This is a genomic window from Catonella massiliensis, assembly GCF_016651435.1.
In the GTDB taxonomy this organism is placed as follows: Bacteria; Bacillota; Clostridia; order Lachnospirales; family Lachnospiraceae; genus Catonella; species Catonella massiliensis.
On the sequence record NZ_JAEPRJ010000001.1, the window covers coordinates 1,364,441 to 1,390,360 of the forward strand.

Annotated in this window: 23 protein-coding genes and 1 tRNA gene; 2 read left to right on the forward strand and 22 right to left on the reverse strand. The window is 39.3% G+C overall.

Annotated features, from left to right (window positions below; translation table 11 throughout):
• Positions 1–9: 9 nt before the first annotated feature.
• The 16 genes from JJN12_RS06135 to mtaB form a co-directional block, all read right to left on the reverse strand.
• Positions 10–1,239: a peptidase U32 family protein gene (locus tag JJN12_RS06135; RefSeq protein ID WP_208430340.1), complete on the reverse strand. Its 1,230-nt coding sequence runs from the start codon at positions 1,237–1,239 to the stop codon at positions 10–12.
• A gap of 36 nt (positions 1,240–1,275) precedes the next feature.
• Positions 1,276–1,926, reverse strand: a complete 651-nt coding sequence (locus JJN12_RS06140) for an O-methyltransferase (RefSeq protein WP_208428860.1) — start codon at positions 1,924–1,926, stop codon at positions 1,276–1,278.
• Positions 1,926–2,390, reverse strand: coding sequence for an endolytic transglycosylase MltG (locus tag JJN12_RS06145; RefSeq protein WP_208428861.1), 465 nt, complete (start codon positions 2,388–2,390; stop codon positions 1,926–1,928). Before JJN12_RS06145 ends, JJN12_RS06140 begins: the two co-directional genes overlap by 1 nt.
• A gap of 17 nt (positions 2,391–2,407) precedes the next feature.
• Positions 2,408–4,063 carry a ribonuclease J gene (locus tag JJN12_RS06150; RefSeq protein WP_236013855.1) on the reverse strand — a complete coding sequence of 552 codons (1,656 nt, stop codon included), beginning with the start codon at positions 4,061–4,063 and terminating at the stop codon, positions 2,408–2,410.
• 295 nt (positions 4,064–4,358) lie between these two features.
• A complete protein-coding gene (locus JJN12_RS06155) occupies positions 4,359–4,820 on the reverse strand; it encodes a Fur family transcriptional regulator (RefSeq protein WP_208428863.1) in 462 nt (153 codons plus the stop codon).
• A gap of 41 nt (positions 4,821–4,861) precedes the next feature.
• Positions 4,862–5,170, reverse strand: a complete 309-nt coding sequence (locus tag JJN12_RS06160; RefSeq protein WP_208428864.1) for a DUF1292 domain-containing protein — start codon at positions 5,168–5,170, stop codon at positions 4,862–4,864.
• Between the two features lie 19 nt (positions 5,171–5,189).
• A complete protein-coding gene (gene ruvX, locus JJN12_RS06165) occupies positions 5,190–5,612 on the reverse strand; it encodes a Holliday junction resolvase RuvX (RefSeq protein ID WP_208428865.1) in 423 nt (140 codons plus the stop codon).
• The gene (locus JJN12_RS06170) at positions 5,612–5,908 is read right to left on the reverse strand and encodes an IreB family regulatory phosphoprotein (protein ID WP_208428866.1); all 297 of its coding nucleotides are present in this window, start codon (positions 5,906–5,908) and stop codon (positions 5,612–5,614) included. The genes ruvX and JJN12_RS06170 overlap by 1 nt, the downstream gene beginning before the upstream one ends.
• Before the next feature lie 186 nt (positions 5,909–6,094).
• Positions 6,095–7,117, reverse strand: a complete 1,023-nt coding sequence (locus JJN12_RS06175; protein WP_208428867.1) for an ABC transporter ATP-binding protein — start codon at positions 7,115–7,117, stop codon at positions 6,095–6,097.
• A 12-nt stretch (positions 7,118–7,129) separates the two neighbouring features.
• Entirely contained in the window at positions 7,130–8,134 is a 1,005-nt protein-coding gene (locus tag JJN12_RS06180; RefSeq protein ID WP_208430341.1) for an ABC transporter ATP-binding protein, read from the reverse strand.
• Between the two features lie 17 nt (positions 8,135–8,151).
• Positions 8,152–9,093, reverse strand: coding sequence for an ABC transporter permease (locus tag JJN12_RS06185; protein WP_208428868.1), 942 nt, complete (start codon positions 9,091–9,093; stop codon positions 8,152–8,154).
• Positions 9,094–9,102: 9 nt separating this feature from the next.
• Positions 9,103–10,047: an ABC transporter permease gene (locus tag JJN12_RS06190; protein WP_208428869.1), complete on the reverse strand. Its 945-nt coding sequence runs from the start codon at positions 10,045–10,047 to the stop codon at positions 9,103–9,105.
• Positions 10,048–10,109: 62 nt separating this feature from the next.
• A complete protein-coding gene (locus JJN12_RS06195) occupies positions 10,110–11,861 on the reverse strand; it encodes a peptide ABC transporter substrate-binding protein (protein ID WP_208428870.1) in 1,752 nt (583 codons plus the stop codon).
• 303 nt (positions 11,862–12,164) lie between these two features.
• Entirely contained in the window at positions 12,165–13,019 is an 855-nt protein-coding gene (locus tag JJN12_RS06200; RefSeq protein WP_208428871.1) for a YitT family protein, read from the reverse strand.
• 73 nt (positions 13,020–13,092) lie between these two features.
• Positions 13,093–14,385, reverse strand: coding sequence for a methionine gamma-lyase family protein (locus JJN12_RS06205; RefSeq protein ID WP_208428872.1), 1,293 nt, complete (start codon positions 14,383–14,385; stop codon positions 13,093–13,095).
• Between the two features lie 99 nt (positions 14,386–14,484).
• Entirely contained in the window at positions 14,485–15,861 is a 1,377-nt protein-coding gene (mtaB, locus tag JJN12_RS06210) for a tRNA (N(6)-L-threonylcarbamoyladenosine(37)-C(2))-methylthiotransferase MtaB (RefSeq protein ID WP_328706791.1), read from the reverse strand.
• Between the two features lie 108 nt (positions 15,862–15,969).
• On the opposite strand from mtaB, the gene JJN12_RS06215 reads away from it, so the two are divergent.
• Positions 15,970–16,203, forward strand: a complete 234-nt coding sequence (locus JJN12_RS06215) for an HPr family phosphocarrier protein (protein WP_208428873.1) — start codon at positions 15,970–15,972, stop codon at positions 16,201–16,203.
• Positions 16,204–16,259: 56 nt separating this feature from the next.
• Here JJN12_RS06215 and thiI read toward each other — a convergent pair whose 3' ends face one another.
• From thiI to prmA, 4 genes are read right to left on the reverse strand one after another with little or no spacing between them, the layout of a single operon-like run.
• Positions 16,260–17,465 (reverse strand): tRNA uracil 4-sulfurtransferase ThiI, encoded by a 1,206-nt coding sequence (gene thiI, locus JJN12_RS06220; RefSeq protein ID WP_208428874.1) that lies wholly within the window; start codon positions 17,463–17,465, stop codon positions 16,260–16,262.
• Positions 17,465–18,646, reverse strand: coding sequence for a cysteine desulfurase family protein (locus tag JJN12_RS06225; RefSeq protein ID WP_208428875.1), 1,182 nt, complete (start codon positions 18,644–18,646; stop codon positions 17,465–17,467). Before JJN12_RS06225 ends, thiI begins: the two co-directional genes overlap by 1 nt.
• Positions 18,647–18,659: 13 nt before the next feature.
• On the reverse strand, positions 18,660–19,400 hold the full coding sequence (locus JJN12_RS06230; RefSeq protein ID WP_208428876.1) for a 16S rRNA (uracil(1498)-N(3))-methyltransferase: 741 nt from the start codon (positions 19,398–19,400) through the stop codon (positions 18,660–18,662).
• 1 nt (position 19,401) lies between these two features.
• On the reverse strand, positions 19,402–20,418 hold the full coding sequence (gene prmA, locus JJN12_RS06235; protein ID WP_208428877.1) for a 50S ribosomal protein L11 methyltransferase: 1,017 nt from the start codon (positions 20,416–20,418) through the stop codon (positions 19,402–19,404).
• 149 nt (positions 20,419–20,567) lie between these two features.
• On the opposite strand from prmA, the gene JJN12_RS06240 reads away from it, so the two are divergent.
• Positions 20,568–20,650 (forward strand) — tRNA-Leu (locus JJN12_RS06240).
• A gap of 81 nt (positions 20,651–20,731) precedes the next feature.
• On the opposite strand, the gene JJN12_RS06245 is transcribed toward JJN12_RS06240, so the two are convergent.
• Positions 20,732–23,461, reverse strand: a complete 2,730-nt coding sequence (locus JJN12_RS06245) for an FtsW/RodA/SpoVE family cell cycle protein (RefSeq protein WP_208428878.1) — start codon at positions 23,459–23,461, stop codon at positions 20,732–20,734.
• Positions 23,442–25,919 (reverse strand): peptidase U32 family protein, encoded by a 2,478-nt coding sequence (locus JJN12_RS06250; RefSeq protein ID WP_208428879.1) that lies wholly within the window; start codon positions 25,917–25,919, stop codon positions 23,442–23,444. The genes JJN12_RS06245 and JJN12_RS06250 overlap by 20 nt, the downstream gene beginning before the upstream one ends.
• Between the last annotated feature and the right edge of the window lies 1 nt (position 25,920).

A 25,920-nucleotide genomic window follows, 5' to 3' on the forward strand; every position in this document is an offset into this window, starting at 1 on the left:
ACCTTCCTCCTATTCTGCATCTACACTGCGCATTATATCCATAACCTCAACCTCTGTGTCAAACTTGATTTTGACAATAGCCTGAGGGTGTGGGCAGGATTCAATTTCTACTCCATTTTCATCCCACATATGAAGCACGGTGGCATTAATATCCCTGCCATCAGCCTTCATAATCTGAATCTTATCCCCAACGCTGAATTTGTTCTTCTGTTCAAATACAGCGCTTCCGTCTTCATTTACCTTGTCAATGTACCCATAATACTTACATCCTGTCACATAGGTATTGTTATCATATATCTGTGAATCGCTGTCAGGCTTGTCAAAGAAAAATCCTGTAGTAAAATTACGGTAGGTGCATTTTTTAATCTCTTGTGCATACCAGCCTTTGTTTGCCTCATATAATGCCGCCGACTCAAACCAGTCATCAATAGCCTTTCTATAAGTTCTGGCTACTGTAGCTACATACAGAGCGGTCTTCATACGTCCTTCTATCTTAAAGCTGTCTATACCCGCCTTAACAAGCTCAGGCACATAGTCTATCATACAGAGGTCTTTAGAGTTAAATATATAGGTTCCTCTTTCATTCTCCTCTATAGGCATATATTCGCCCGGTCTGTTCTCCTCCACAACATGGTACTTCCACCTGCAAGGGTGGGTACAGGCTCCCTGATTGGCGTCTCTTCCCGTCATATAGTTTGAGAGGAGACACCTTCCGGAGTAAGCCATACACATAGCTCCGTGTACAAAGGTCTCTATTTCTTTGTCCTCCGGTATGTGATTTCTAATCTCCGCAATTTCTGCAAGCGATAACTCTCTTGCAGATACTACTCTGGTGGCTCCAAGCCCATACCAAAAATTAAAATCCGCATAATTAACATTGTTCGCCTGTGTACTTATATGAATATCTATCTCAGGTGCTATCTCTTTAGCAAGCATAAACACGCCCGGGTCTGAGATTATGATTGCGTCAGGCTTAATCTCTTTAAGCTCTTTAAAATACTCTTTAACACCCTCCAAATCTTTATCATGGGCTGTGATATTGGCTGTAACAAAGACTTTCTTTCCTTTTTCGTGAGCATATCTAATACCTTCTGTCATATCCTCCTTAGAGAAATTCTTAGCCTTAGCTCTTAGTCCATACATCTCACCGCCAATGTAAACAGCATCAGCGCCATATTTTATTGCAAGCTTAAGCACTTCAAGACAGCTTGCAGGTATTAACAGTTCCGGTTTTTTTATAACTAAATTTCCTTCCATCTAATCTTCCATTCTAATTTACTTTTTAACAGATACTGCCATGCCATCTCCCGTTTCAAGAAACATGGTCTCTAGCTCTTTGTCTGTAGCGAGGACATTTACATACTCTCTCATTCTTTGGTGAATTGTTCTCTCCCTCCTAACCACAGTATATCTTGAATCAAGAAGTCTTCCCTCTTGAAGCATATTATCTGTAACGAGTATTCCTCCATTAGAAAGGAGCTTTTTAATATTTTCAAAAAAGTTGATATACTGTCCTTTTGCGGCATCCATAAATATAAAGTCGTACTCATTGCCATTTGCCGTAAGTTCAGATAAGACATCCAGAGCATCCCCTTTTATAAGGGTTATCTGACCCCTCTTGTCATATTTCTTAAAGTTTTCCTCTGCCTTTGCTGCCCTTTCTTCCATTCTCTCAATGGTAGTTATTTTAGCTTCTTTACCAATATACTCAAGCATAAGCAATGCTGAAAAACCTGTAGCAGTACCTACTTCAAGTATATTTACAGGCTTTTTTAGCTCCAGCATAAATCTAATGAGGCGTTCTCCTCCCTTTCTTATAATGGGAATGCCTTCTTTAATATTCTCTATCTCTAAGTCTACAAGATGTTTGGGCAGGGATTCAGGCAGACTTTCTAAAAAGCTCTCAAATCTCTCGTGCTCCACCATTATTTATTTTTCTCCGTAGTCTTATCTTTGGTTTTTTCTGTACTCTTTTTTACATCCTTGTCTGTGGACTTTTCCGTAGCCTTGTTTGGAGTAGTTATGACCTTAAAAATAGCATCATAATCCATATCACTGCTAACAGTATAGGTTCCCGGCAAAATATTCTGCTTGGTTAGCTTTGCCCTCAAATAAAATGAATACTTGTTAGCAATAATCTTCTTTGCATCTAGAGACTTTGCTATATCCATGGTTGATTCACCCTTGTTTATAACAAGCTCGGTAGTATATCCCGAATCCTTAGTAACAGATACAGAGCCAAACACCTGATAAGCAAAATTATAGGCGTAATGACTTGCTTTAACTACCAGATAGATTATTACCAGGTAAAATATAATATTCAGAAAGATATGTATAACTGCCCCAAATATATTTAGCACAATTCTTTCTGTTCTTCTACTCGCGGCCAACAGGTCACCTCCATACATTAATACTCTATATCAGCAATGATAGTAATAATCATAGGTGAACGCTTAGTCTGTTTCCATATAAAGTCACTTAAAGCATCCCTGATTTCATTTCTGATTTTATTTCTTTCAGTTATCCCCTTATCCTGACACTTAATCAAGGCATCATTTACAGTATGCAGGGCTTCTTTAAGAATTGTATCTGATTCTTTTACATAGATAAAGCCCTTGGTCACGATTTCTGCGTCAGACATCAAAAGGTTGCTGCCCTTCTCCATTGCAAATGTAACTATTACAAGTCCATCCTCGGAAAGCTTCTGTCTGTCCCTCATTACTGAGTTACCTACATCACCTATGCCAAGTCCGTCAACCATTATACCCTTACATTCTACCTGGTCTATAACCTTCCCGCTATCTTCCTTAAGCTCAAGAACATTACCATTCTTTAAGATGAAGATGTTCTCCTTTGGTATGCCCATCTCTTCAGCAAGCTCAGCATGGCGTACCAGATGTCTGTACTCTCCATGGATAGGAATAGCAAACTTAGGCTTAACAAGCGAATACATAAGCTTGATTTCTTCCTGACAGGCGTGTCCTGATACGTGGGCATCCTGGAAAATGACCTTGGCTCCTTTTAAATAAAGCTCATTTATAACCCTTGATACAGACTTTTCATTACCTGGGATAGGAGTTGAGCTAAACACTATGGTATCCCCTGGTTTTATGCTTACTTTCTTGTGTATAGAAGCTGCCATCCTGGAAAGTGCAGCCATGGCCTCTCCCTGACTGCCTGTAGTAATAAGCACAATCTGTTCATCCGGATAGTCCTTCATCTGGTCAATATTTATAAGTGTATTTTCCTTGAGATTGATGTAGCCTAGCTCTCTCGCAATGGAAATAATATTGACCATGCTTCTTCCGTCTACAACTACTTTTCTGTTAAAATTCTCTGCTGAATTGATTATCTGCTGAACCCTGTCCACATTGGAAGCAAAGGTTGCAACTATAATCCTGTTATTCTTATTTTCCGAAAAAATACTGTCAAAGGTTCTTCCTACAGACCTCTCGGACATAGTAAATCCAGGCTTAAGAACATTGGTAGACTCACACATAAGTGCAAGAACTCCCTTACGGCCTATTTCTCCAAATCTCTGCAAATCAATAGGATCACCAAACACAGGAGTATAGTCTACCTTGAAGTCTCCGGTATGTACAATAATCCCTACAGGAGAATATATTGCAAGCGAAGCCGCATCACTGATGCTATGGTTAGTCCTTATAAATTCAATCCTAAAGCAGCCCAGATTGATGGACTGGCCGTATTTTACTATCTTACGCTTGGTAGTCTTAAGCATATTTTTTTCGCTTAACTTACTCTCAAGTATAGCAACTGTAAGCCTTGTTGCATACACAGGTACATTGATATCCTTTAAGATATAAGGAAGAGCACCTATATGGTCTTCGTGACCATGCGTAATAACAAAGCCTTTTACTTTATCAATATTCTTTTTTAAATAGCTTACATTTGGAATGACACAGTCAATTCCAAGCATGTCGTCCTCAGGAAATGACATACCACAATCAACAACAATAATGCTGTCTTCGTATTCAAAGGCGGTTATATTCATTCCTATATGCTCAAGGCCTCCCAGAGGTATAATCTTAAGACCATTCATAGACTTCTTTACTTCTTTATTAGTCTTTCTTGGCTTAATCTCTCTTGAGTTTTCCTTTGGCCTCTTGGATACAGCAGGAAGTTTTTCAATATTAATTTCCTCTTCAGTAAGCTTAGCCTTCTTTCTGCTGTTTGTCACAGACTTAACTGTTTTCTTTGCTGCACTTACATTGCCATCAGCCTCTTTTTTAGTTTTTCTGTATCTGCTTGTAGCTTTTCCTATGCTTTCAACAAGCTTTCCAAATTTTTTGTCATTATTTATATCCGACATTTGTCCTCCTTAATTTAGGAGTAAATCAGTCCTGTATACCCGCTTCCTGACAATCCTTGCAATAGCCGTACAGTTTAACCTCGTGGTTAACAACCTTAAATCCCGTCAGCTTATTAATCTCATTTTCAAGAGGCTCCATAAAGTCCTTTTCAAATGAAAATACACGATTGCAGTTCAGGCAAATCAAGTGGTGATGCCTATGTCCGCTTGGAGACGACTTTCCTATCTCATATCTGGTAAATCCGTCATCAAGACTGAGTTTGTCTATAAGTCCCATATCTGATAACAGCTGTATGGTACGATAAACTGTTGCCAAGCCAATATCAGGATGGTCGTTCCTTACCAAATCAAAAATCTCTTCTGCAGTAAGGTGTTCATCCACTCTTTGCTGCAACACTTCAAGGACAGCCAATCGCTGCCCTGTAACTTTCAATCCGTTTGACTTAAGTAATGCCTTAAATTTCTCATTCCCTTTTTCGTTTTGCATGGCTCACCTATCCCTCAGGTTCTGATATACTTCGTTTACAATTATTCTTCGTCTATTTCAAAATCCACATCATCCATCATTTCTTCAAATACTTTAGATACTGTAAGAGTTTCTTTTTCATCCTCAACAATCTTGTACAAAACGTCTTCTCCGTCCTCAGATACCTCTTCTTCCTTGATGATAAATACATCAACTGTGGCATCATCATCTTCCAAATCTTCAATCTCAGCATCTGATACAAGAAGATAGTTCACCCCTGCAAGTCTAGTCTGGCAGAGTACGGTCAACTCCTCGTTGTCACCATCTTCATCAACAAAATCAATAGTTCTTAATTCTTCATTCTCTAACATAGTTTCTCCATTTCTTAGTTTAATTTTTATTTGAATTCATATAATCTTCCAATATAAAAGTTGCAGCGACCTTATCAACTATTTTTTCACGTTCTTCACGCTTAAGCCCTGCTTCTATCATCACTTCATGGGCACTTACCGTCGTAAGCCTCTCATCCCATAGTATAACTTCTATTCCGGTTCTTTTTGCCAGTTTCTTAGCAAATTCTTCAGAAAGCCCACACCTTTTACTGACAGAACCATCCATATTTTTCGGATAACCTAATACTATCTTACACACCTCATACTCTTGTGCAAGCTCGGTAATTCTGGCAAGAGTCTGTCTTAGCTTATTTTCTTCTTTTCTCCTAATGACTTCAAGTCCCTGTGCTGTAAGTCCAAGTCCATCACTAACAGCCACACCACAGGTCTTTGAACCCAAATCAAGGCCCATTATTCTCATTATCTCTTGCCCATAAACATAGACTTCTTACCTGTTTGGGTAAAAGATTCTATATAACTCTCCATAAGCTCTTCTACAAGTTCATCTCTTTCAACCTTCATTATCATACTTCTTGCGTTGTTGTGGTTGGTAATGTAGGTAGGGTCCCCAGACATAATATACCCAACGAGCTGATTGACAGGGTTATATCCCTTTTCATTGAGAGCCTCATAGACTTTCTTAAGCACATCCCCTACTTCTATCTCAGGAGCTAATGTCACTTCTTTAAAATACTGTGTATTATTCAAATCCGGCACTGGTTTCTCTTCCTTCCAAATGTATTATGATGTTTAATAAATTCAAATTAGACTTCATTTAATTTTAATATAAAAAAAGATATATTTCAAGTGTCGTTTTTATCAACAAATCAAAAAAAGCACACATACCACAAGTTATTTGTTATATATGCGCTTTTTATATATTTTGAGTTTATAAGTAAACTATTATTTAAACTGTCTATCTATACTTTCCATAGACCTTATAGCAGCCTCAATCCCTTCATCATACAAGTGACAGGCAACAAAATGATCCTTATCAACTTCTTTAAGTTCGGGCCTGCAGGTTTTACATTTGTCGCCACAATATCTGCATCTGGTACTAAATTTACAACCTTCAGGCGCATGAATTGGAGAAGGGATTTCTCCTTCAAGTTTTACCCTATCCTTCGACGACACCGCAGGATTGGGAATTGGTATAGCTGATATAAGGGCTCTTGTGTATGGATGTAGAGGTCTGTCATAAAGCTTATCTTTGGGAGAAATCTCAACCATACTTCCAAGGTACATAACACCAATTCTATCTGATATGTGTTTAACCATCGAAAGGTCATGTGAAATGAACAGGTATGTAAGGGCTTTGCTCTTTTGAAGCTCAATCAATAAATTTACAACCTGAGCCTGTATAGACACATCAAGTGCCGAAATAGGCTCATCACAAACAATGAAAGATGGTTCAACTCCAAGTGCTCTGGCAATACCTATTCTCTGTCTCTGACCACCCGAAAGTTCATGTGGAAATCTCGCACCATGCTCAGCATTAAGACCCACCGTTTTAAGAAGTTCACTAACTCTTTCCTGTATCTCCCCTTCGGAGAGTTCACTAAAATGAACCCTTATTCCTTCTGCTATAATTTCACCAATTGTCATTTTAGGATCTAGTGAAGAATAAGGATCTTGAAATATCATCTGTGCTTTTTTCTTAAATGATTTAATATCCTTCTTATCTATTTTAGATACATCTTCCCCCTCAAATATCACCTTGCCGCCTGTAGCCTTATATAAATTGATTATCGTACGGCCACAAGTTGTTTTTCCACACCCTGATTCTCCTACTAATCCAAAAGTTTCACCTCTGTATATCTTAAAACTTACTTTTTCCACTGCCTTTAATATTTTGTTTTTCCCAATTTTGAAGAATTCGTCCAGATTTTGTAACTCGACTAAAACTTCTCTTTCTTCATTACTCATCCGCTATTCCTCCTAATATGGTCTTTCTACTTTAGGCGCCTTTGGATGTGCAAGCCAACACCTACATTTGTGTTTATCTGAATACTCACTGCATGGTGGCTTAGCCTCCGTACATATCTGCATAGCATAATCACATCGTGCTGCAAATGGGCAGCCTTTAATTTCCATCAACAAGTCAGGGGGTGTCCCTCCCAGTGAATATAACTCTTCCTTATTACCCGTATCAAGTCTTGGTACACTCATCAAAAGAGCCCAAGTATATGGATGATGAGCGTCATTAAATATCTCTTCAACCGTTCCTGTTTCCATTATTTCCCCAGCATACATAACTTGGATTCTATCGGCAAAATCAGCAACTACCCCTAAATCATGTGTAACTAATACAACTGCGGTATTTCTTTTATCCCTCAATTCTCTTAATAAATCAAGAATCTGAGCCTGAATAGTCACATCAAGTGCAGTTGTTGGTTCATCCGCCAGTATTACCTTTGGATTACAAGCAAGTGCAATAGCTATCATAACTCTTTGTCTCATTCCCCCAGATAGTTCATGAGGAAATTGATTTACCCTTTCTTCCGCATTAGGAATGTTAACTGTTTTTAGCAGTCTTATTGCCTCCTGCTTAGCTTCTTCCTTACTCATTTTTGTATGGAGAAGTATTGATTCCATTATCTGTTTGCCAATTTTCATAGTTGGATTGAGCGATGTCATAGGATCCTGGAATATCATTGCTACATCAGAGCCTTTATACTGTTTCATCCTTTCTCTGTTCATTGTTAGGACTTCTTCACCACAATAATTAATTGAAGAGTCTTTCTTAACAACCGCAGTAGACGGTAATATCTGTAATATAGCTTTTGAAGTAACTGTTTTTCCACATCCCGACTCTCCTACAAGCGCCAACGATTCCCCTTCATATACTTCAAAACTTACCCCTCTTACAGCTTTTACTTCTCCGGCATAAGTATTAAATGATATATTGAGGTTATTAACATCTAGAACTTTCTCTTTTTTCATATTTTCCATCATTCCCCCTACTGTCTGAGATTTGGGTCAAGTGCATCTCTCAAACCATCACCTAATAAAGTAAATGCCAGCATTGTAAGTCCTATCAAGAGAGCAGGAAAAATCAGCTGATACGGATAAAATTGAAATACCTGCTGTGCTGAAGCTGCCATGGCACCCCAAGATGTATTTGGTGCCTGGACTCCAAGGCCGAGATAACTTAAAAACGCTTCTCCAAAAATATATCCCGGTATATCAAAAGAGATTGATACAAGTATTACATTAATCGTATTAGGTATCAAATGCCTTACTACAATATCACTCTTGCTTACACCCAGTACATCTGCAGCCATTATAAAATCTTTTCTCTTTAGCGACAGTATCTGTCCTCTTACAAGTCTGGCCAACCCACACCAACCTGTAATTGTCATTGCCAGTATAAGTGTTCCAAGCCCGTTTGACTTTAATACGAGTCTAAGAACGATTACGAGAAGAAGGTACGGTATTGATGATAAAATTTCTACGATTCTCATCATAACCACATCAACTTTACCACCTGCATAAGCAGAAACTGCTCCATAAATACTTCCAATAACAGTACTTATAAGTGCTCCTACTATACCAATAAAAATCGAGATTCTTCCACCCTTCCAAAGTCTTGTGAATAAATCTCTACCTATCTCATCTGTTCCAAACCAAAACTTTGCGCTAGGAAACTGATTAGGCTCTCCAACTGCTTCTTTGAACGAATACCCGCTAATAATAGGTCCAATTATAACCATAACAGTAAGTAATATTAAAATCACAAATGCAACCATTGCGGCCTTATTTGCCCGAAATCTTCTCCAAGCATCTGACCAATATGTAACTACAGGTCTGGCTATGAATTCTGAAGATTTGTTATCTGCTCCAATAAGTTTGAATTTACTACTGTCAATTTCTTCATATCGTACTTTATCTCTACTATCCATAAGTTCTCCCTAGTCCTCCAGTTTAATCCTAGGATCTGCAACCCCATAAAGAATGTCAACCATCAATTGTGATACTAGGAAAAGTACTGCATAAAAGATTGTTGTTCCTATTATCATTGGATAATCTCTTGCAGTAATTGAATCTACAAAGTACTTACCTAATCCCGGTATACTAAACATCCCTTCAATAATAAATGATCCGGTAAAAATACCTACAATCTGAGGACCGATTATGGTAATTATAGGAAGTGCTGCATTTCTAAAAACATGCTTTCTAATTATATTAAATTTTGATACACCTTTAGCCCTTGCAGTAAGGATATAATCCTCACTTAAAACTTCTAAAACATTACTTCTCATGTATCTTGCATAAGTTGCAATTGATCCAAAACACATTGCAAGTGCAGGCAAAACCGAGTATTTAAAATCTTTCCCAAATCCCATATGTTTCCACCCACTTGTAGGAAACCACTTTAGTTCAACCGCAAAAAACAACTGCAACAATGAACCCATTATAAAAACAGGAATTGTAATACCTAAAATTGCTATTATGCTTATTACATAATCAGGCCACTTCCCTCTGTTTAATGCCGCAGTTATACCAAGGATGATACCAATCAAAATTCCAACAAGCATAGCCTGGGCACCAACTCTACCCGACACAGGCGCAGTCTTGGCAATTGTCTTGCCCACTTCTCGTCCAGGATATTTATATGATGAGCCAAAATCTCCCTTTGTGAGAATATTCTTCATAAAAATTGCATATTGCTCTATGACCGGTTTATCAAGTCCATATTTTACTCTATAGTTTTCAAGAGTCTGCTTAGGCAGAGTCTTGCCTGCAGCTGAGAGAGGGTCCCCTTCTGCACCATGCATAAGAAAAAATGTGGCAGTAATAATAATAAACAAGGTAAGTACCATATATAAAAATCTTTTAACTATGAATTTTAACATATTTCCCCTTGAAGCAGGCAGTAAGATTAAATCTTACCGCCTGCCATTATTAAATATAAATGTTAAGGTCTACCAACTGTATATCTTGGTTTATATCCTGTAGAAGTAAACTGGTTCAGTGTAACATTTCTCATATAGTCATTCCAATACATTGTGGATTCACCGTTGATGATAGGAATTACAACTGCCTCATCCATAAGAAGCTCCTCAGCTTCCTTGTATAACTCAGCAGCCTTTGACATATCACTTGCTTCAGAAGCATCTTTAATGAGATTGTCATACTTTTCATTCTTCCAACCAGTATTTACAGCCTCTGCATTTGATGTAAAGAGTGCAAGCATCGCACTTGGATCATCATAATCAGCCGTCCAAGCCAGATAAGCTAACTGGTAGTCTCCCTTATTAACCTTACCTGAAAGTATTGGCCATTCCATCTGCTCTATTTTAAGGTTGATTCCAAGCACTTTTGAATAACATTCCTGTATGTATTCACCAAAGGATTTAAGACGAGGATTACTTACACAAATAAAATTAATTTCTACCTTAGATGGATCTTCGCCCAAGCCAAGTTCCTTCATTCCCTCGATGAAGAGTTTCTTAGGATCAGGATTTGCCTCTGCAACCTTCTTCACAGGTTCTCCTGCAAACTCTCTATAGTTTACATCACCACAACTTATACAACCTGGAACCCAATGAAGAGCTTCGATATTCTTACCCTTAAAGAAAGTTTCATTGAATCCCTTTCTATCTAGGGCAATTAAAAGAGCCTGCCTGATTTTTTTATTGGAAAGAAGTTTATCCTTGTGATTAATAGTCATATAATCTACAGAAGGAAGAAGAATCTTTGCACTTTTTGTATTCTCCCTATTGTTAAATTTTTCTCTCCACTCCTCAAGAGAGGTAGAAACCACATCAATTTCACCTGTCTGGAAGGCATTCATAACTGTATTAACATCAGACATTACTCTAATATTGACAGTATCATTCATTACATTTTCTTTATCCCAATAGGTATCACTCTTTTCAAGAGTTAGGTTAGAATTGTGGTTCCATTCTGTGAGCTTATATGGACCACACCCCATAACTGTATCTGCCTCTGCACCGAAGGTCTCGCCATACTGTTCTACAATGTCCTTTCTTTGAGGGAACATTATTCTGAATGGAAGAAGTTTCATAAAGTATGAAGTAGGTGCTTCAAGGGTAATTTCAAGGGTTTTATCATCTATAGCCTTAACTCCAAGCTCATCTACCCCTGCTTTCCCCGAATTTACCTTGCTAAAGTTCTTTATAGGAGCAAGCAAAAATCCCTGCTCTGCAGCAGTATTGGGATCTGCCGCTCTCTTTATACCATATTCATAATCTTTAGCCGTCAGTGCCTGTCCGTCTTCCCAAGTCATTCCGTCACGAATCGTAAAAGTATAAACTGTTTTATCATCTGATACCTTATATTCACTCGCACCAGCAGGAATAAGCTCTGTCATTCCATCAGGCTTTTCTGACAATCTGAGTAAAGGCTCATATATTCCATTTACAATAACATTGCCATATATGTCTGAACCTTTCTGTGCATCAATAGATGCAGGATCAGCATTTACAAATGCATTGATATACTGTTCCGCATCTTTCTCTTCGCCTTCAACCGAAGCTGACGCATTTCCTGCACTCGCAGAGCTGCTTACCAAAGAATTCTTCGCTGTACTTGTTACCGTCCCGGAGGCTGAGTCATTTTTAGATGCTCCTCCACCACAGGCAGTAATTGATAGAATCATCGTTACAGCCAAAATACCTGATAGAAATACTTTTCTTTTTCTCATGTTACCCCTCCTTATTAGTTATATAATATTTTTTCATACTTACTATAACAAAATTTTTCGGAAAAGTAAACAAATATTTGTAATTATTTTAAATTTTTTTAGGTAATTTTATTTAACGCTTAAAAACTTTAAACCGATAAAGCGCATAAAAGTAAAATAATAAGGCACAAAATAATGCCTTATTATTAATAAAGTACAAATAATTAGATTGTCGATTAAATTGATATTCTTGCAATATAACGAGAGTATCAATAGTAGTTATTACAACAGAATACCGGACATCACAACAGCATTTACTCTTACCTAGCACTTAGGCTTATACATAACCTCATTGATTGTAGATACTGTTACAAAGGCATCTGGATCTGTTCTTCTTATAAACTGCATAAGCACACCATATTCTCTCTTGTTTACAATAGCGACAACTTCTTCGTGTTCTTCGTTGTTATAGGCTCCGATTACCTTGTAAAGGGTGGCTCCACTATGCATATTTTTAAGGATGTATTTTTTAATCTCCTCATTCTTGCGTGAAAGAATACAGACCTTCTTCTTGATATTGGTACCAAAAAGGAAGTAATCAAGTATGATCCCATTTAAATAGGTTCCAAGCACACTAAGCACAACTGTTTTCGTATCATAAGCAAAAATAGCGGAGAGCGAAACTAACATCCCTGCTATAGACATTGCCTTGCCCTTGTCTATATGAAGATATTTATTCAGTATTTTGACAATGATGTCAAGTCCACCGGATGAAGCATTATGGTTAAATAACAGACTTAACCCTATACTAACGATAAAGATATAGCAAATCATATCCAAGAACGGATCACCTGTGAGACCGTTGTACTTCGGGAAGAGTTTTTCAAAAATACCTACAAATATAGGCAGTATGACCGAAGTATATACAGTTTTTCCACCAAACTCTCTGCCTACAAATATAAAGCCTATAATAAGCAATCCCACATTAAATATCAAACTTATAGTTGCCACACTTAAAGGAATAAACTTTTGCAACACTACAGCAAGACCTGCTATACTTGCTATAGCAAGATTGTTAGGCATCATAAAGAAGAATACGGCTACAGCCACTATAAAAGTAGCAAAGGTGATAACCGCCATATCCCGAATATAACAGCGAAGTTTACTTTTCATATTCATCCCCCAAAACTTACAAAATTCTTAGATATTATATCATAATTTTGTTGATTTTGCCAGTACATAAGTATAGATATTACTTTCTTAAAACACCTGATTCAAGCAGACCTTTTTCAAATATTTTCTGTAAACTCATCATTATTCCAAACTTGGCATGGTTAAATGTAAGTCCTCCCTGAAAGTACGCCGCATAAGGCTCTCTCATGGGGCCGTCAGCAGAGAGTTCTATGGATGAGCCCTGTACAAAGGCACCGGCAGCCATTATAACCTGGTCATTATATCCCGGCATATCCCAAGGCTCAGGAGTTACGAAGCTGTCTACAGGTGCAGCCGCCTGAATTCCCTCACAAAAGGCTTTAAGTCGTTCTCCTGACTTAAGGGAAACTGCCTGAATTATATCATATCTGTCTTCTTTGCTATCCGGTAGCACATCAAATCCTAAGCTTTCATATACATTTGCAGCAAATATCGCTCCCTTAACAGCTCCTGCCGTAACTGTAGGCGCCATAAAAAGCCCCTGGAAAAGCGCCTGATTAAGACCTAGCGAAGCCCCTATCTCCTTCCCAAGCCCCGGGCAGGACATACGGTAGGACGCCATATCCACATACTTTTCTTTTCCTGCTATATAGCCTCCAATCGGTGCAAGACCTCCCCCGGGATTCTTGATAAGAGAGCCTACAACCATATCAGCACCTACATCAGATGGCTCAAACTCTTCAACAAACTCTCCGTAGCAGTTATCAACCATACAGATAATCTCAGGCTTAATCTTCTTTATAAAGCTGATGAGCTCCCCTATTTTTTCAACTGAAAATGTAGGTCTAACTGCATAGCCTTTTGAACGTTGAATAGTAACAAGCTTTGTCTTATCACTTATTGCAGCCTTTATTCCCTCGTAGTCAAAAGAAAAATCAGGTAACAAATCAACCTGTGCATAGGTTACTCCATATTCAGCCAGAGAACCGGCTGTAGGAGTTATTCCTATCACTCCGTCAAGAGTATCATAGGGTTTTCCTACAGGAGAAAGCACCTCATCTCCGGGCCTTAAATTGCCAAAGAGAGCAACTGTAAGGGCATGTGTTCCACATAGTATAGCCGGTCGTACAAGGGCAGCCTCTGTGTGAAATACATCAGCATACACTCCTTCCAGGGTATCTCTTCCAAGGTCATTGTAGCCATAGCCGCTGCTTGCTGCAAAATGAATGTCAGAAACCTTATTCTTCTGCATGGCTTTAAGTACCTTAAGCTGGTTTATTTCCGCAATTTCATCTACCCTCTTAAATCTATCTTCAAGGCTTTGGCATATTTTTTCACAGTAGTCAAATACCTCTTCACTGATTCCCATTTCCCGATATTGTTCTTTTAACATCTACATCCTCTTTCTATGTTACATTGTTCAAAATTTTAGACATCTGACTTTGGCACGCCCTCTTTTGAAATAACAACACCAAGAGCCATTTTAATGCTCTTACAATATCTTTGCAATCATCATATTGCTAAGAGCCTTGTCAGAAGCATCAGACGCCATCAGTTCCTTAACCCCGATAAATTCCTTATCAGCATCTTCCCTGCCTTTTAACATAAACTTTGGTACAGCAACCTCTATATATCTGTCAGTATGCCCTAAGATATAATCTTCCCTGCCTTTAATTTCTTCTTCAAGTAAAACTCTTTCAGAATCACCATTTAAGCTCTCAAGATACTCCTTTGCCACTTCTTCACAGATGGCTATGAGCCTGTCTTCTCTTTTCTTTTTAATCTCAGGCGCAACCTGTTCACTCATTTTAGCAGCATAGGTGCCATCTCTCTTGGAATAAGGAAAGACATGTACCTTGAGAAAGCCTACTTTCTTCACAAAGGCAGCAGTTTCCTCAAATTCCTCATCACTTTCTCCAGGGAAACCAACAATTATATCTGTTGTAATCCCCGGCCTGTCATAGTATTTTTTAAGAAGATTAACTGAGGCAAGATATTCCTCCGCTGAGTAATGCCTGTTCATCCTCTTTAGCACCGTTGTGGACCCACTTTGAAGCGATAGGTGAAAATGAGGGCATACCTTCTTAAGCTTAACAAGACCTTCTAAGAACTCCTCTGTGATAAGCCTAGGCTCCACAGAACCTAAGCGTATTCTAAAATCACCCTCTACCTCATTTAGCTTAGTAAGGAGTTCCAGCATCCTGCTTTCTCCGTCTATATCCCTGCCGTAAGAGCCTATGTGGATGCCGGTAAGCACCATCTCTTTATAGCCCGCCCTTGCCAGTCTTTCAGTCTCTTCGATGATACTTTCCATATCCCTGCTTCTGATACGGCCTCTCACAAATGGAATGATACAATAAGTACAGAATTGATCACAGCCATCCTGTATCTTTAGATTTGCCCTGGTTTTGCCACCCGCGGCATTTACTTCACCGCTGTCATAAGACCAGTCCTTGTTTTCTTCTCCTTCTTTAACTACATTATGCTTAAAATCACGCTCTTTATTGCTTCTTATATATTCCTCAACAAGGTCAAGCACCGAGGACTTTCCCCTTGTTCCCACAAGTATATCAACTAAGTCGTCATCCTCAAGCTTAGACTGAGGTGCCTGTACATAACAGCCTACTGCAACCACTACCGCATCAGGATTAAGCTTTTTTGCCCTGTGTAACATCTGTCTGGATTTTCTATCTGCGATATTGGTAACAGTACAGGTATTTACAATATATATATCAGCGGCTTCGTTGAATTGTCTAATTTCATAACCCGCATTCTTGAACATTTCTTTAATTGACTCGGTTTCATAGGCATTAACCTTGCATCCAAGGCTCAAAAATGCTACGGATTTTAAAATATCGTTGTTTTTCACAGTTTTTAAATTTCCTTTTTATTTAATATGCATATTGACTTTTTGTTCTCTAAACCTTATCATTTAGTTGTATGTAGCAATTAATTTCAACAAGGAGGAGGATTAAAAATGAAGTCAGTTAAGATTTCTTTAAATTCCATCGATAAGGTAAAGGCATTTGTTAACGAGGTAACAAAGTTTGATTCAGATTTTGACCTCGTTTCAGGAAGATATGTAATTGATGCTAAGTCAATTATGGGTATTTTCAGTCTTGATCTCTCAAAGCCTATTGACCTTAATATCCACAATGATGCTCAGGCAGACACTATTGTGAATGCACTTAAGCCTTTCATCGTAGAATAATCTGCTAAATCTTTTGCCGGCTCTCTTTATGAAAGCCGGCTTTCCTTTTTGTATAACTACTCAACTTCCATAGGCTCACAGTTAATCACTTCTATGCTCTCCATAGTCTTTTTATAAAGTTCCTCTATTACATCATCCAGCTTTTTCTCATCCTTTTCAATCTTAGAAAGCAAAGGCTTGGTTACAGGATGCTCAGCCACGAATATAGTACAGCAGTCTTCAAACGGTAGAATTGAGGTCTCAAAAGTACCTATTCTCTGAGAGATATTGATAATATCCTGTTTGTCAAAGCAGATTACAGGGCGGTACACAGGTAGGCTGCATACTGCATTGGTAGACAAAAGGCTCTGCATAGTCTGACTTGCCACCTGACCTATGCTCTCACCTGTTACCAGTCCGAAGCACTCATCCTTTAAGGCTAAATCCTCAGCAATCTTCATCATATATCTTCTCATTATAATCGTAAGTTCATCATGAGGGCATTTCTCATAAATGGCAAGCTGAATATCGGTAAAATTAACCACATAGAGCTTGATGCTTCCTGCATATCTGGCTGTAAGCCTTGCAAGGTCAACTACTTTTTGCTTAGCCCTCTCACTTGTGTAAGGTGGTGCATGGAAATACACAGCCTCTACCTTAACTCCTCTTCTAGCCATCATGTAAGCTGCAACAGGGCTGTCAATTCCTCCCGAAAGCAGGCACATAGCCTTACCTGCTGTGCCAATAGGCAGACCTCCCTCACCCTTTATCGTCTCAGAGTAAATATATGCCTTATCCCTAAGCTCTATTGTGATGAACTTATCAGGATTCTTCACATCCACAGTAAGCCTGTCTCCGTACTTATCAAGGATGAGTCCTCCAATATCAGCAGATATTTCCGGAGAAGTCTTTGGCATTTTCTTATTGCTTCTCTTTGCCATTACCTTAAAGGTAAAGCTCTCCGTAGGATAACATTCTCCAATATAATTAACCACTTCTTCATAAGCCTTATCAAGGTCTGTCGAATCCACTATGTAGATAGGACAGATGTGAAGTACTCCCATTACCCTCTTTAAGGCATCAAGAGCACCCTCATAGTCAATGCTTCCCTTTCCGGCCTCTACAAAGACTCTGCCAGGCTGCTTATATACCTTGTAGTCACCCTCTATTTTCTTTAAGGCATTCGCAATCTGTCCTACAAGGGCATCCTCAAATAAATAACGGTTCTTACCCTTTACTCCGATTTCTGCATACTTTATCAAAAAAGCTCTATATTCAAACATTATCTTCTCCTGTATTTTGAAAGTGTTGGCACCAGTTCTTTAAGTGCCTCTATGGCATAATCAGTCATTTCCTGCTCAGTAAATAACCCAAAGCTAAATCTAAGTGTAGAATCAAGCAAATCATCATCAAGCCCAATTCCCTTTAGTGTTCCGCTAAAATCAGGATGGTGAGAGGAGCAGGCAGAGCCTGAAGACACATAAATCCCCTTTTCTTCAAGTGCATGTAGGAGAACTTCCGCCTTTACACCTCTAAAGCTTACACTTACTATCTGTGGAGCTGTCTTTCTCACATTCTCACTTAGATTCTCCTCAGTATCTACACCATTTATAGTGCAATCAGGAAAGGCTGTGAGTAAATCTCTTATAAACTTCTCTTTGATGGCATAAAGCTTGTCCATCTTTTCCTTATGTCCCTCATAAACGGCCTTAGCAGCAGCTCCTATAGCTGCAATTCCCGGTACATTCAAGGTACCTGAGCGGAGATTCTTCTGCTGCCCTCCCCCGTGTATATAAGGTGTAATACGCACTCCGTCTCTCACATAAAGAAAGCCTATCCCCTTTGGGGCATGAAACTTGTGTCCGCTTACTGAAATAAAGTCTGCACCCAGCTTTTTGGTGTTTATCTCAAACTTCCCATAGCCTTGGATTGCATCTATATGAATCAAGATATCAGGATTTTTCTCTCTAGCAAGCCTTATTATATGTTCTGCATCCGCAAGCGCACCGATTTCATTATTTACAAGCATAAAGGAGAGCATTATTGTCTCAGAGTCTATGGACTTAATGAGGTCTTCATCCCTTATGTGACCAAGTTTATCTACCGGGAGGTAGGTTATATCATAGCCCTCTTTTGCAAGCACCTCTACCGACTGAAATACAGAGGCATGCTCAAAGCAGGTGGTAACTATCTTATTACCATAGCGTTTTCTGGTCGCTGCCCCCATAATTATAGCCTGATTGTTAGATTCAGTACCACAGGAGGTAAAGATAATCTCACTTTTTTTAGCCTTCAAGGTCTTTGCTATCATCTCCCTTGCTTCTTCCACATATCTTTCTGCTTCAAAGCCTTTTATATGCTTAGATGAAGGATTTCCATATGCTGTCCTCATAGTTTCATTCATTATATCGATTACACTGTCAAGCACCCTTGTGGTTGCCGCATTATCTAAATAGCATTCCATTTATTTCTTACTCCTATATATCTATCTCAAATGCAAGAACTGAAATAAGGGCCAGTCCTGCAGTTTCGGTTCTAAGTATCCTGTTACCAAGGCTTATAGGCTCTGCTCCCATTTTTACGGCAAGTTCAAGCTCATCCTCAGAGATTCCACCCTCAGGTCCTATAAATATTCCTATACTCTTCTTACCATTTGCTTCTTTCACGAGCTCCCTCGCCCTATCCATTCCTTTTTCATTTTCATAGGGAATTAGGTTATATTCAAGATTCTCTGCCCTTTTAACTGCCTCGTTAAATGTAATAAATTCTGAGACTTCAGGGACTATTATCCTACCGGACTGCTTTGCAGCGGTAAGTGAAATAGTTCTCCATCTTTCAAGCTTTTTAAGTTCCTTTTTAGCATCTTCAAGCTTTACTATGGTTCTCTTCATCATAACCGGAACTATCTCACTAACCCCAAGCTCTACTGCCTTCTGAATGATAAGCTCCATCTTGTCTTTCTTAGGTAGCCCCTGAAAGAGGATGATTTTAGCAGGAAGTTCAGACTTGCCTCCCTCACAGTCAACTATCTTACATACTATCCTATCAGGTAGAAACTCGCTGATTTTTGCAGTGTAAAGAAGACCGTTACCCGCAGAAAGCCTTATTTCATCATCTTCCTTCATCCTCAGTACATTTTTAATGTGATTAACGTCACTTCCGGTAATATAAGCAGCCTCGCCGTCTATATTACCGCTATCTATAAAAAAGTTTGACATTCTACTTCCTCGCTACTAAGCATACCCAGTCATTATCACAGGTATTGGAAACAAGTCTAAGTCCCGCATCCTGTATTGCTCTTATCACATCATCTGCAAGCTCCTTTACTATACCTGAACAGACATAATAACCGCCTTCTTTAAGTGCAGGAGTGATTATAGGTGTTAAAGGCACAAGCACAGGGGCAAGAATATTGGCTACAACTATGTCATACTGCGTTTTGTAAAGCTCTTTACAAAGCTCTTCATCTTCAAGCAGGTTTCCTGTTTCAAGCCTTGCCATATCCTCTGTAATATCGTTTATCTCAAGATTTTCCTTTGCAGACTTAACTGCCACAGGATCTATATCCACAGCATAAGCCCATTTCGCTCCCAGCTTAAGCGCCGCTATGGTAAGAATAGCACTACCACAGCCTACGTCAAGAATCTTAGAATCCCTCTTTACATATTTTTGCAGTGCTTCCACACAAAGCCTAGTGGTTTCGTGAGTTCCCGTACCAAAGGCAACTCCGGGATCCAGCTTTATGACAACATCCTCTTCTCTCACATCTGATGGTTCTTCCCAAGTAGGAGTAACCACTATGTTGTCTCCTATTCTAAATGTATGGAAGTAGTCTTTCCACTTATTTGCCCAGTCTGCCTCGTCCGTTTCTGAAATGTAGATTGCACCGCTTCCCACATCCACAAAGTTGGCAACCTCTTCAAGCCCTTCTCTAATCTTTTCTATGAGCTCATCCGAATAAAAGGCTGCTATATCTTCAATGCCTGTTCCACTATTGTAGAATGCGGATGAAGACTCATCAGGAGCACCGTCGCTTAGATAAAACACAAGCTCCGCACTTCCGTCATTGGGCTCGCTTTCAGGAAGAATATCCACATACATCTGCTTCTTTTCAGCCTCTGTAAGCGGTACCTTGTCAATGACTTCTACCCCGTATATGCCAAGTTCCGCAAGCATATCTATAATCAAATCAGTTGCCTCTGTTGTTGTTTCGAGTCTGTACTTAAGCCATTTCATAGTCATCCCTCCCATTGTTATGCTGTTATCTTTAGTAAAACCTACTAATTTTATCACATAAGTTTCATTTTTGCAAAAGGCTCTCTCGTACTTTTTTTTGCAAGATACTTGAATATTTGCAAAATTTATGCTAAACTACTTCTTGCTTTGCAGGAGTGGCGGAATGGTAGACGCATCAGACTCAAAATCTGACGATAGCAATATCATGTGGGTTCAAGTCCCATCTCCTGTATCACAGGATGTCAAATGATTTTGACATCCTATTTTTATCTTCAGGAAATTTCTTAGAAATTACTTGTCAAATAAAAATCTCTTACTTCCAGTTTGCAAATACCTTACTAGCCACATCTACTCCCGTATAACTCCCTCTGCCTTCACCTTCTACAACCACACTGATAGCAATCTGCTTTCCGTTTCTTTCACCAAAGCCCATAAACCACGAGTGATCTCCCTTAGTGCCATCTTCCTTTTTGTATTCTGCAGTTCCTGTTTTCCCATATATGTCAAATCCCAGCCAGGACAGCTTCTTAGCTGTGCCCTCAGTAACTACTGCCCTCATATAAGACTTGATGGTTTCTGCCTTTTTCTTTGAGCAAAGCCTTCCTGCTTTTGATGCCTCAAAGCTCTTTACAACCCTTTTTCCATCTTCGGTTGTTATTTCTCCAACGGTATAAGGCTTCATTAACACTCCGCCATTGGCTATAGTAGCCGCTATAAGAGCATTGTGAAAAGGAGTTATTTGAGTCTTTCCCTGTCCTATGGCTGTCTGCATCACCTCACCAAGGCTGGATGAAGAATCCAGTACAAAGCTGCTTTTTGAGGTGGTAAGGGCAAATGGAAGCTCCTTATTGAAGAGAAATTTCTCAGCAAGCTTCATATATTTACCCTTGTTAAGCCCTATGCCAATACTTGCAAAGGCACCATTACAGGAGTTAGCAAAGGCTTTCTTCAAATCTTCTTTTCCATGTTTAATCTTGTCATAGCAGGCTATACTCTCTCCACTTACGGTATATACTCCCTTGCAGTCAAAGTTAAATTTGTCATAGTTTTTATTCTCACTTATGTATTCAAGAGCAGTAATTACCTTAAAAGTTGACCCCGGTGGATATAGCCCGTTTGTTGCCCTATTTACAAGCTTAGCATCCTTTTTGGGCAGCTTTGACAGGCTGTCCCAGTCCGCAAGTACAGTGTTTGGATTATAATCAGGCTTTGATACCATGGCAAGCACCTTACCGGTCTCCGGCTCAATGATAACTCCTGCTCCGTGAAAGCCCTCCAGTGCATTATTTAAGCTCTTTTGAAGCCTGCTGTCTATGGTAGTAACTACGTTATCACCTTTATTTTTGACCTGATTCAGTCTCTCAATCACCCTGTTAACCGCATTGTCATTAGAGGTCAAAAGCTCATAATTCATAATAGCTTCTATCCCTGTCTTACCGGATACATTTCTCCCTACTATGTGGCTGTACATATCTCCATAAGGATATACCCTCACACTCTTGCCCTTTTCTTCTTTGGTGTATGCAAGCACATCGCCGTCAGCAGAGAGTATCTTTCCTCTGGATACATAGGCCGCATAGATATCAGTCCTTTTATTGTAGGCATTGTTCATGATCTTTGGTGCTGTTTCAAATTCAAAATATGTGAGGTAGCCTACCATGCCTACAAAGAGTCCTATAATCAGGTAGGTCAGTCCCAGAGGCTTTTTGATAGGCTTAGTAGCTACTGTTTCCACAGCCTCGGCATTTTTATTACCCGCTATATAAAGCCCCTGTATTACACCAAATATAAATATCGTACTTATGATTGAACTCCCTCCCTGACTGACAAGAGGAAGAGTTACTCCTGTTGATGGTATGAACTTTACGGTTCCACCTATGGATAAAAATGTCTGAAACGAGTACATTGTTGCACAGCCTATGGATACAAGCTGATGAAACGCACTCTTTGTTCTCCAGGCAAGTAAAATAAACGCTATTATTGTACATAGATAAATCAGTATGAGGCAAAAACCAAAAAGCAGGCCAAGCTCCTCACAAAGACCTGAGAATATAAAGTCACTCTCAACCACAGGTGTATTGGTAGGAGCACCATTGCCAAGGCCAAAGCCAAACCAGCCACCGCTTCCTATACCAAAGAGCGACTGAGTTACCTGGTAGCCCTTGTCATCTATGTATTTCCAGGGATTTACAAAGGCCTGCACCCTCACCCTTACATGGGCGAAGATGTAGTAGCCTGCAATAGCAGACAATATGCCTCCTCCTGTAAATAGTCCAAGAAGTTTGACATTGCCAGTGGCAAAATAAGTCATTACTACAAAGGTAGTAAAGTATAGCATAGCTCCACCAAGGTCTTTACTAAGCACAAGAAGAAGCACCATTACTGCTGTTAAACAGGTTGTTATTATTATTTGTTTAAGGCTTCTGCTTACATAAAACAAAGAAGCTATCATAAATATCAAAAGAATCTTTACAAACTCGGACGGCTGTATACTTACTCCAAACACCTTTATCCAGTTTTTAGCTCCGTATTGTACTCTGGCCCTTAAAAACACATAGGCAAGGGAGGCTATTCCGGTTACCGCATAGAGATAGCCCATATTTCTAAGCATGGTCATCTTCTTTATCAGAAATGGAAGTATGAGGCAGGCTATGAGTGCGGCGGCTACAAATACAGTCTGTTTTGCTCCCAACACGAAGTTAAGCCTTGTAACAAAGACAAAGCCCACTGCTATGAGAAACTGCATATGAAAGAACAGGGTTTTAAACAGCTTCCTGTAAAATATTCTATACAAAAATGTAGTTACAACAAAGAGCAGTACCTGTACAAAATACAGTATAACCACCTTTATTTCCGGAGTTTTTAGGAATATACATAAAAACCCTGCCAAATGAAACATAAGGATGAGTACAGGCTGGAAAAAGTATATCTCACCGTTTCTTTTTTTATCACCATATACAAAGCCGATAAAGCCTAAATATGCATATATCGCGGTAATAATAATTATAATGTACTTAGATAGTTCACTTACTAAACTTTGCAAGCTTCATTACCTCTCTTACTTCTGAATCCGTTTCAAATGAAAAATCGAGCCTTAAAAAGTCAGGCGAAAGTTCCCTAATCTCATCCATTTTCTCAAATAGGTTAAGCGGAACATCCTGATATACATAGTTGGTACAGCTCTCACAGTCCTTGATTATAGGAAATTTACCCCTCTTTCCATCAGACTTGCTCTTCTTATTCTCTATATAAAGAATGTCAGGAAGCCTCTTATCACCTTTTTTAAGTTCTTTCACACAGGCTCCTTTATTTTTCCATTGGCACTGAGTCATAACCATAAGCTCTTCTCGTCCATATACCACCAGAGAGAGCTTTGAGGATACAGTTATATTGTTTCTTACAGCCTCTGCCTCTCTTATGCTTTGTTCAAGTGAAGCTGTATAATGATTAATCCCAAAGTCAGAAAGAGCTTCTACAGCCTTTGAATTAAAGGCATATAAATTGGTATCTCCTATCATATCAAAGGATATAGATGACAGTTTCTCCAATTCCTTTACAAAGGATATTTCTTCTAAGTTCCTTACTAAAAAGCCTTTAATCCTAAAAAGGAGGTCAAACCCTGTATTCCCTTTTGCAAAAAATCTCTGATATTTTTCTTTGTTATTTCTCCTAAATATCTCAGGAAGCCTAAGATAAAGCATCCTACCTTCATTTTCTGCCTCATCAAGCCCTTTTTTAATATCTGCAAGTCCAAAAAGCTCAGTATTTATTATTATCTCTGTCCTGTCTTTGTAAGGTCTGGTTACCTCCAATACAGTTTTTAACTGCTTTAAGTCAGAGACAACAACCTCATAAAAAGGATTGAAGTCTGGCTTAGGAATCACACTATGAGCCTCAGTGTCAGGCTTCATTTTGTTTTTCATACATTTTCCGACAATTTCCGCTTCAAGGGCTTCACAGGCCGTTCTTCTAAGCTCGTTCAGAGCTGACATCGGAAAGAAAACATCTCCCACGAGATTTACATCAATATCCTCTCTCTTAAGAGTAAATTCAGTATCACCCATCTTTAGTAGAGATGAGCAGACTCTCTCTTCATCCACAGGCCTGTTTTCGGCTTTCATACAGATGGCTCCGTTTACTGAAATACTGGTATCATCTGTATAAAGAGTCAGGATAAGCTCGTTGTCAGCCTCTGCATAAAAGCTTGCTTTAATTCTCTTTTTAATAGGTTTTAAGATAATATTATCGTTTATATCGTTAAGCAGTACTTCGTTTTTTGTCCTGTACACACAAAGCCCTGCCTTAACAGGCAAGCCCTTCGTAAAGTTAGCTTCAAAGCTCTCTCCCTTTTTCTTGCCATCCTTAAGAGTAAACTCATACACAGGCTCTGTAGGCCTATTATCAGACCTGATTTCCACCACATCATGTGCGTTTAGGTCTTTCTCTGCACTAATTAGCATCACATTTTTTCTACCGCTTGCAATCACATTGATAACTCTTCCAACAAGCACTCCATTGTGATTTGGCCTCGTGTTAGCCATCATCTCAAGGCCGTTATGATTAACCAGATAGCCCTTTGTAAAGCTGCCTCTGTTGTAGATATCAGAGAGCTTTTCTACATCCTCATTTCTCTCACGCACAGCCTGAGTAGAATCAAACTCTTCTCTTCCATCATTTAAGTACACATCTGTCCATTTTCTGTATAAATAAGCTGTAAGAGCAGCATATTCAGGGCGTTTCATCCTACCCTCTATCTTAAATGAATCTATACCCGCCTCCACCATATCAGGAATGAGGTCGAGGGCGCAGATATCCTTTGGACTAAGCAGATATGGCTTAGTCTCAAGGCTCTTTCCGGGGCTTATACCAGATGAATTCTCCCCTTCGTAAAGGTTGTAACTCATACGGCAAGGTCCTGCACAGCTTCCTCTGTTTCCGCTTCTTCCTCCATTCATAACGGACATAAGGCACTGTCCCGAATAACAGACACAGAGTGCCCCATGTACAAAGCACTCTATCTCTATATCGTCATCCCTAAAGGCTTCTACTTCTTTAAGGGATAATTCCCTTGAAAGCACCAGCCTCTCGACACCATACTGTTTAAGAAGCCTTGTGGCTCCTGTATCACAGACAGTCATCTGAGTGCTGGCGTGGAGTGCAAGGTCAGGAAAGCTTTCACGAAGAAATTTTAATACTCCAAAATCCTGCACAAGAATAGCATCAATACCCGCCTTATAGTACGGAAGCACATAGTTATAAAGCCCCTTCATCTCATTTTCCTTGATAAGGGTATTGATAGTCATATATAGTTTTTTATCGTGCAAATGGGCATAGTGAATGGCTTCCACCAATTCTTTTTCTTCAGGATTATCCGCAAAGGCTCTGGCCCCAAAGCTTTTTCCACCTATGTAGCAGGCATCAGCTCCACCTGCAAAAGCAGCCCTCATCCTCTCTACTGAGCCTGCAGGAGCAAGTATTTCTATTTCTTTTTTCTTATTCATC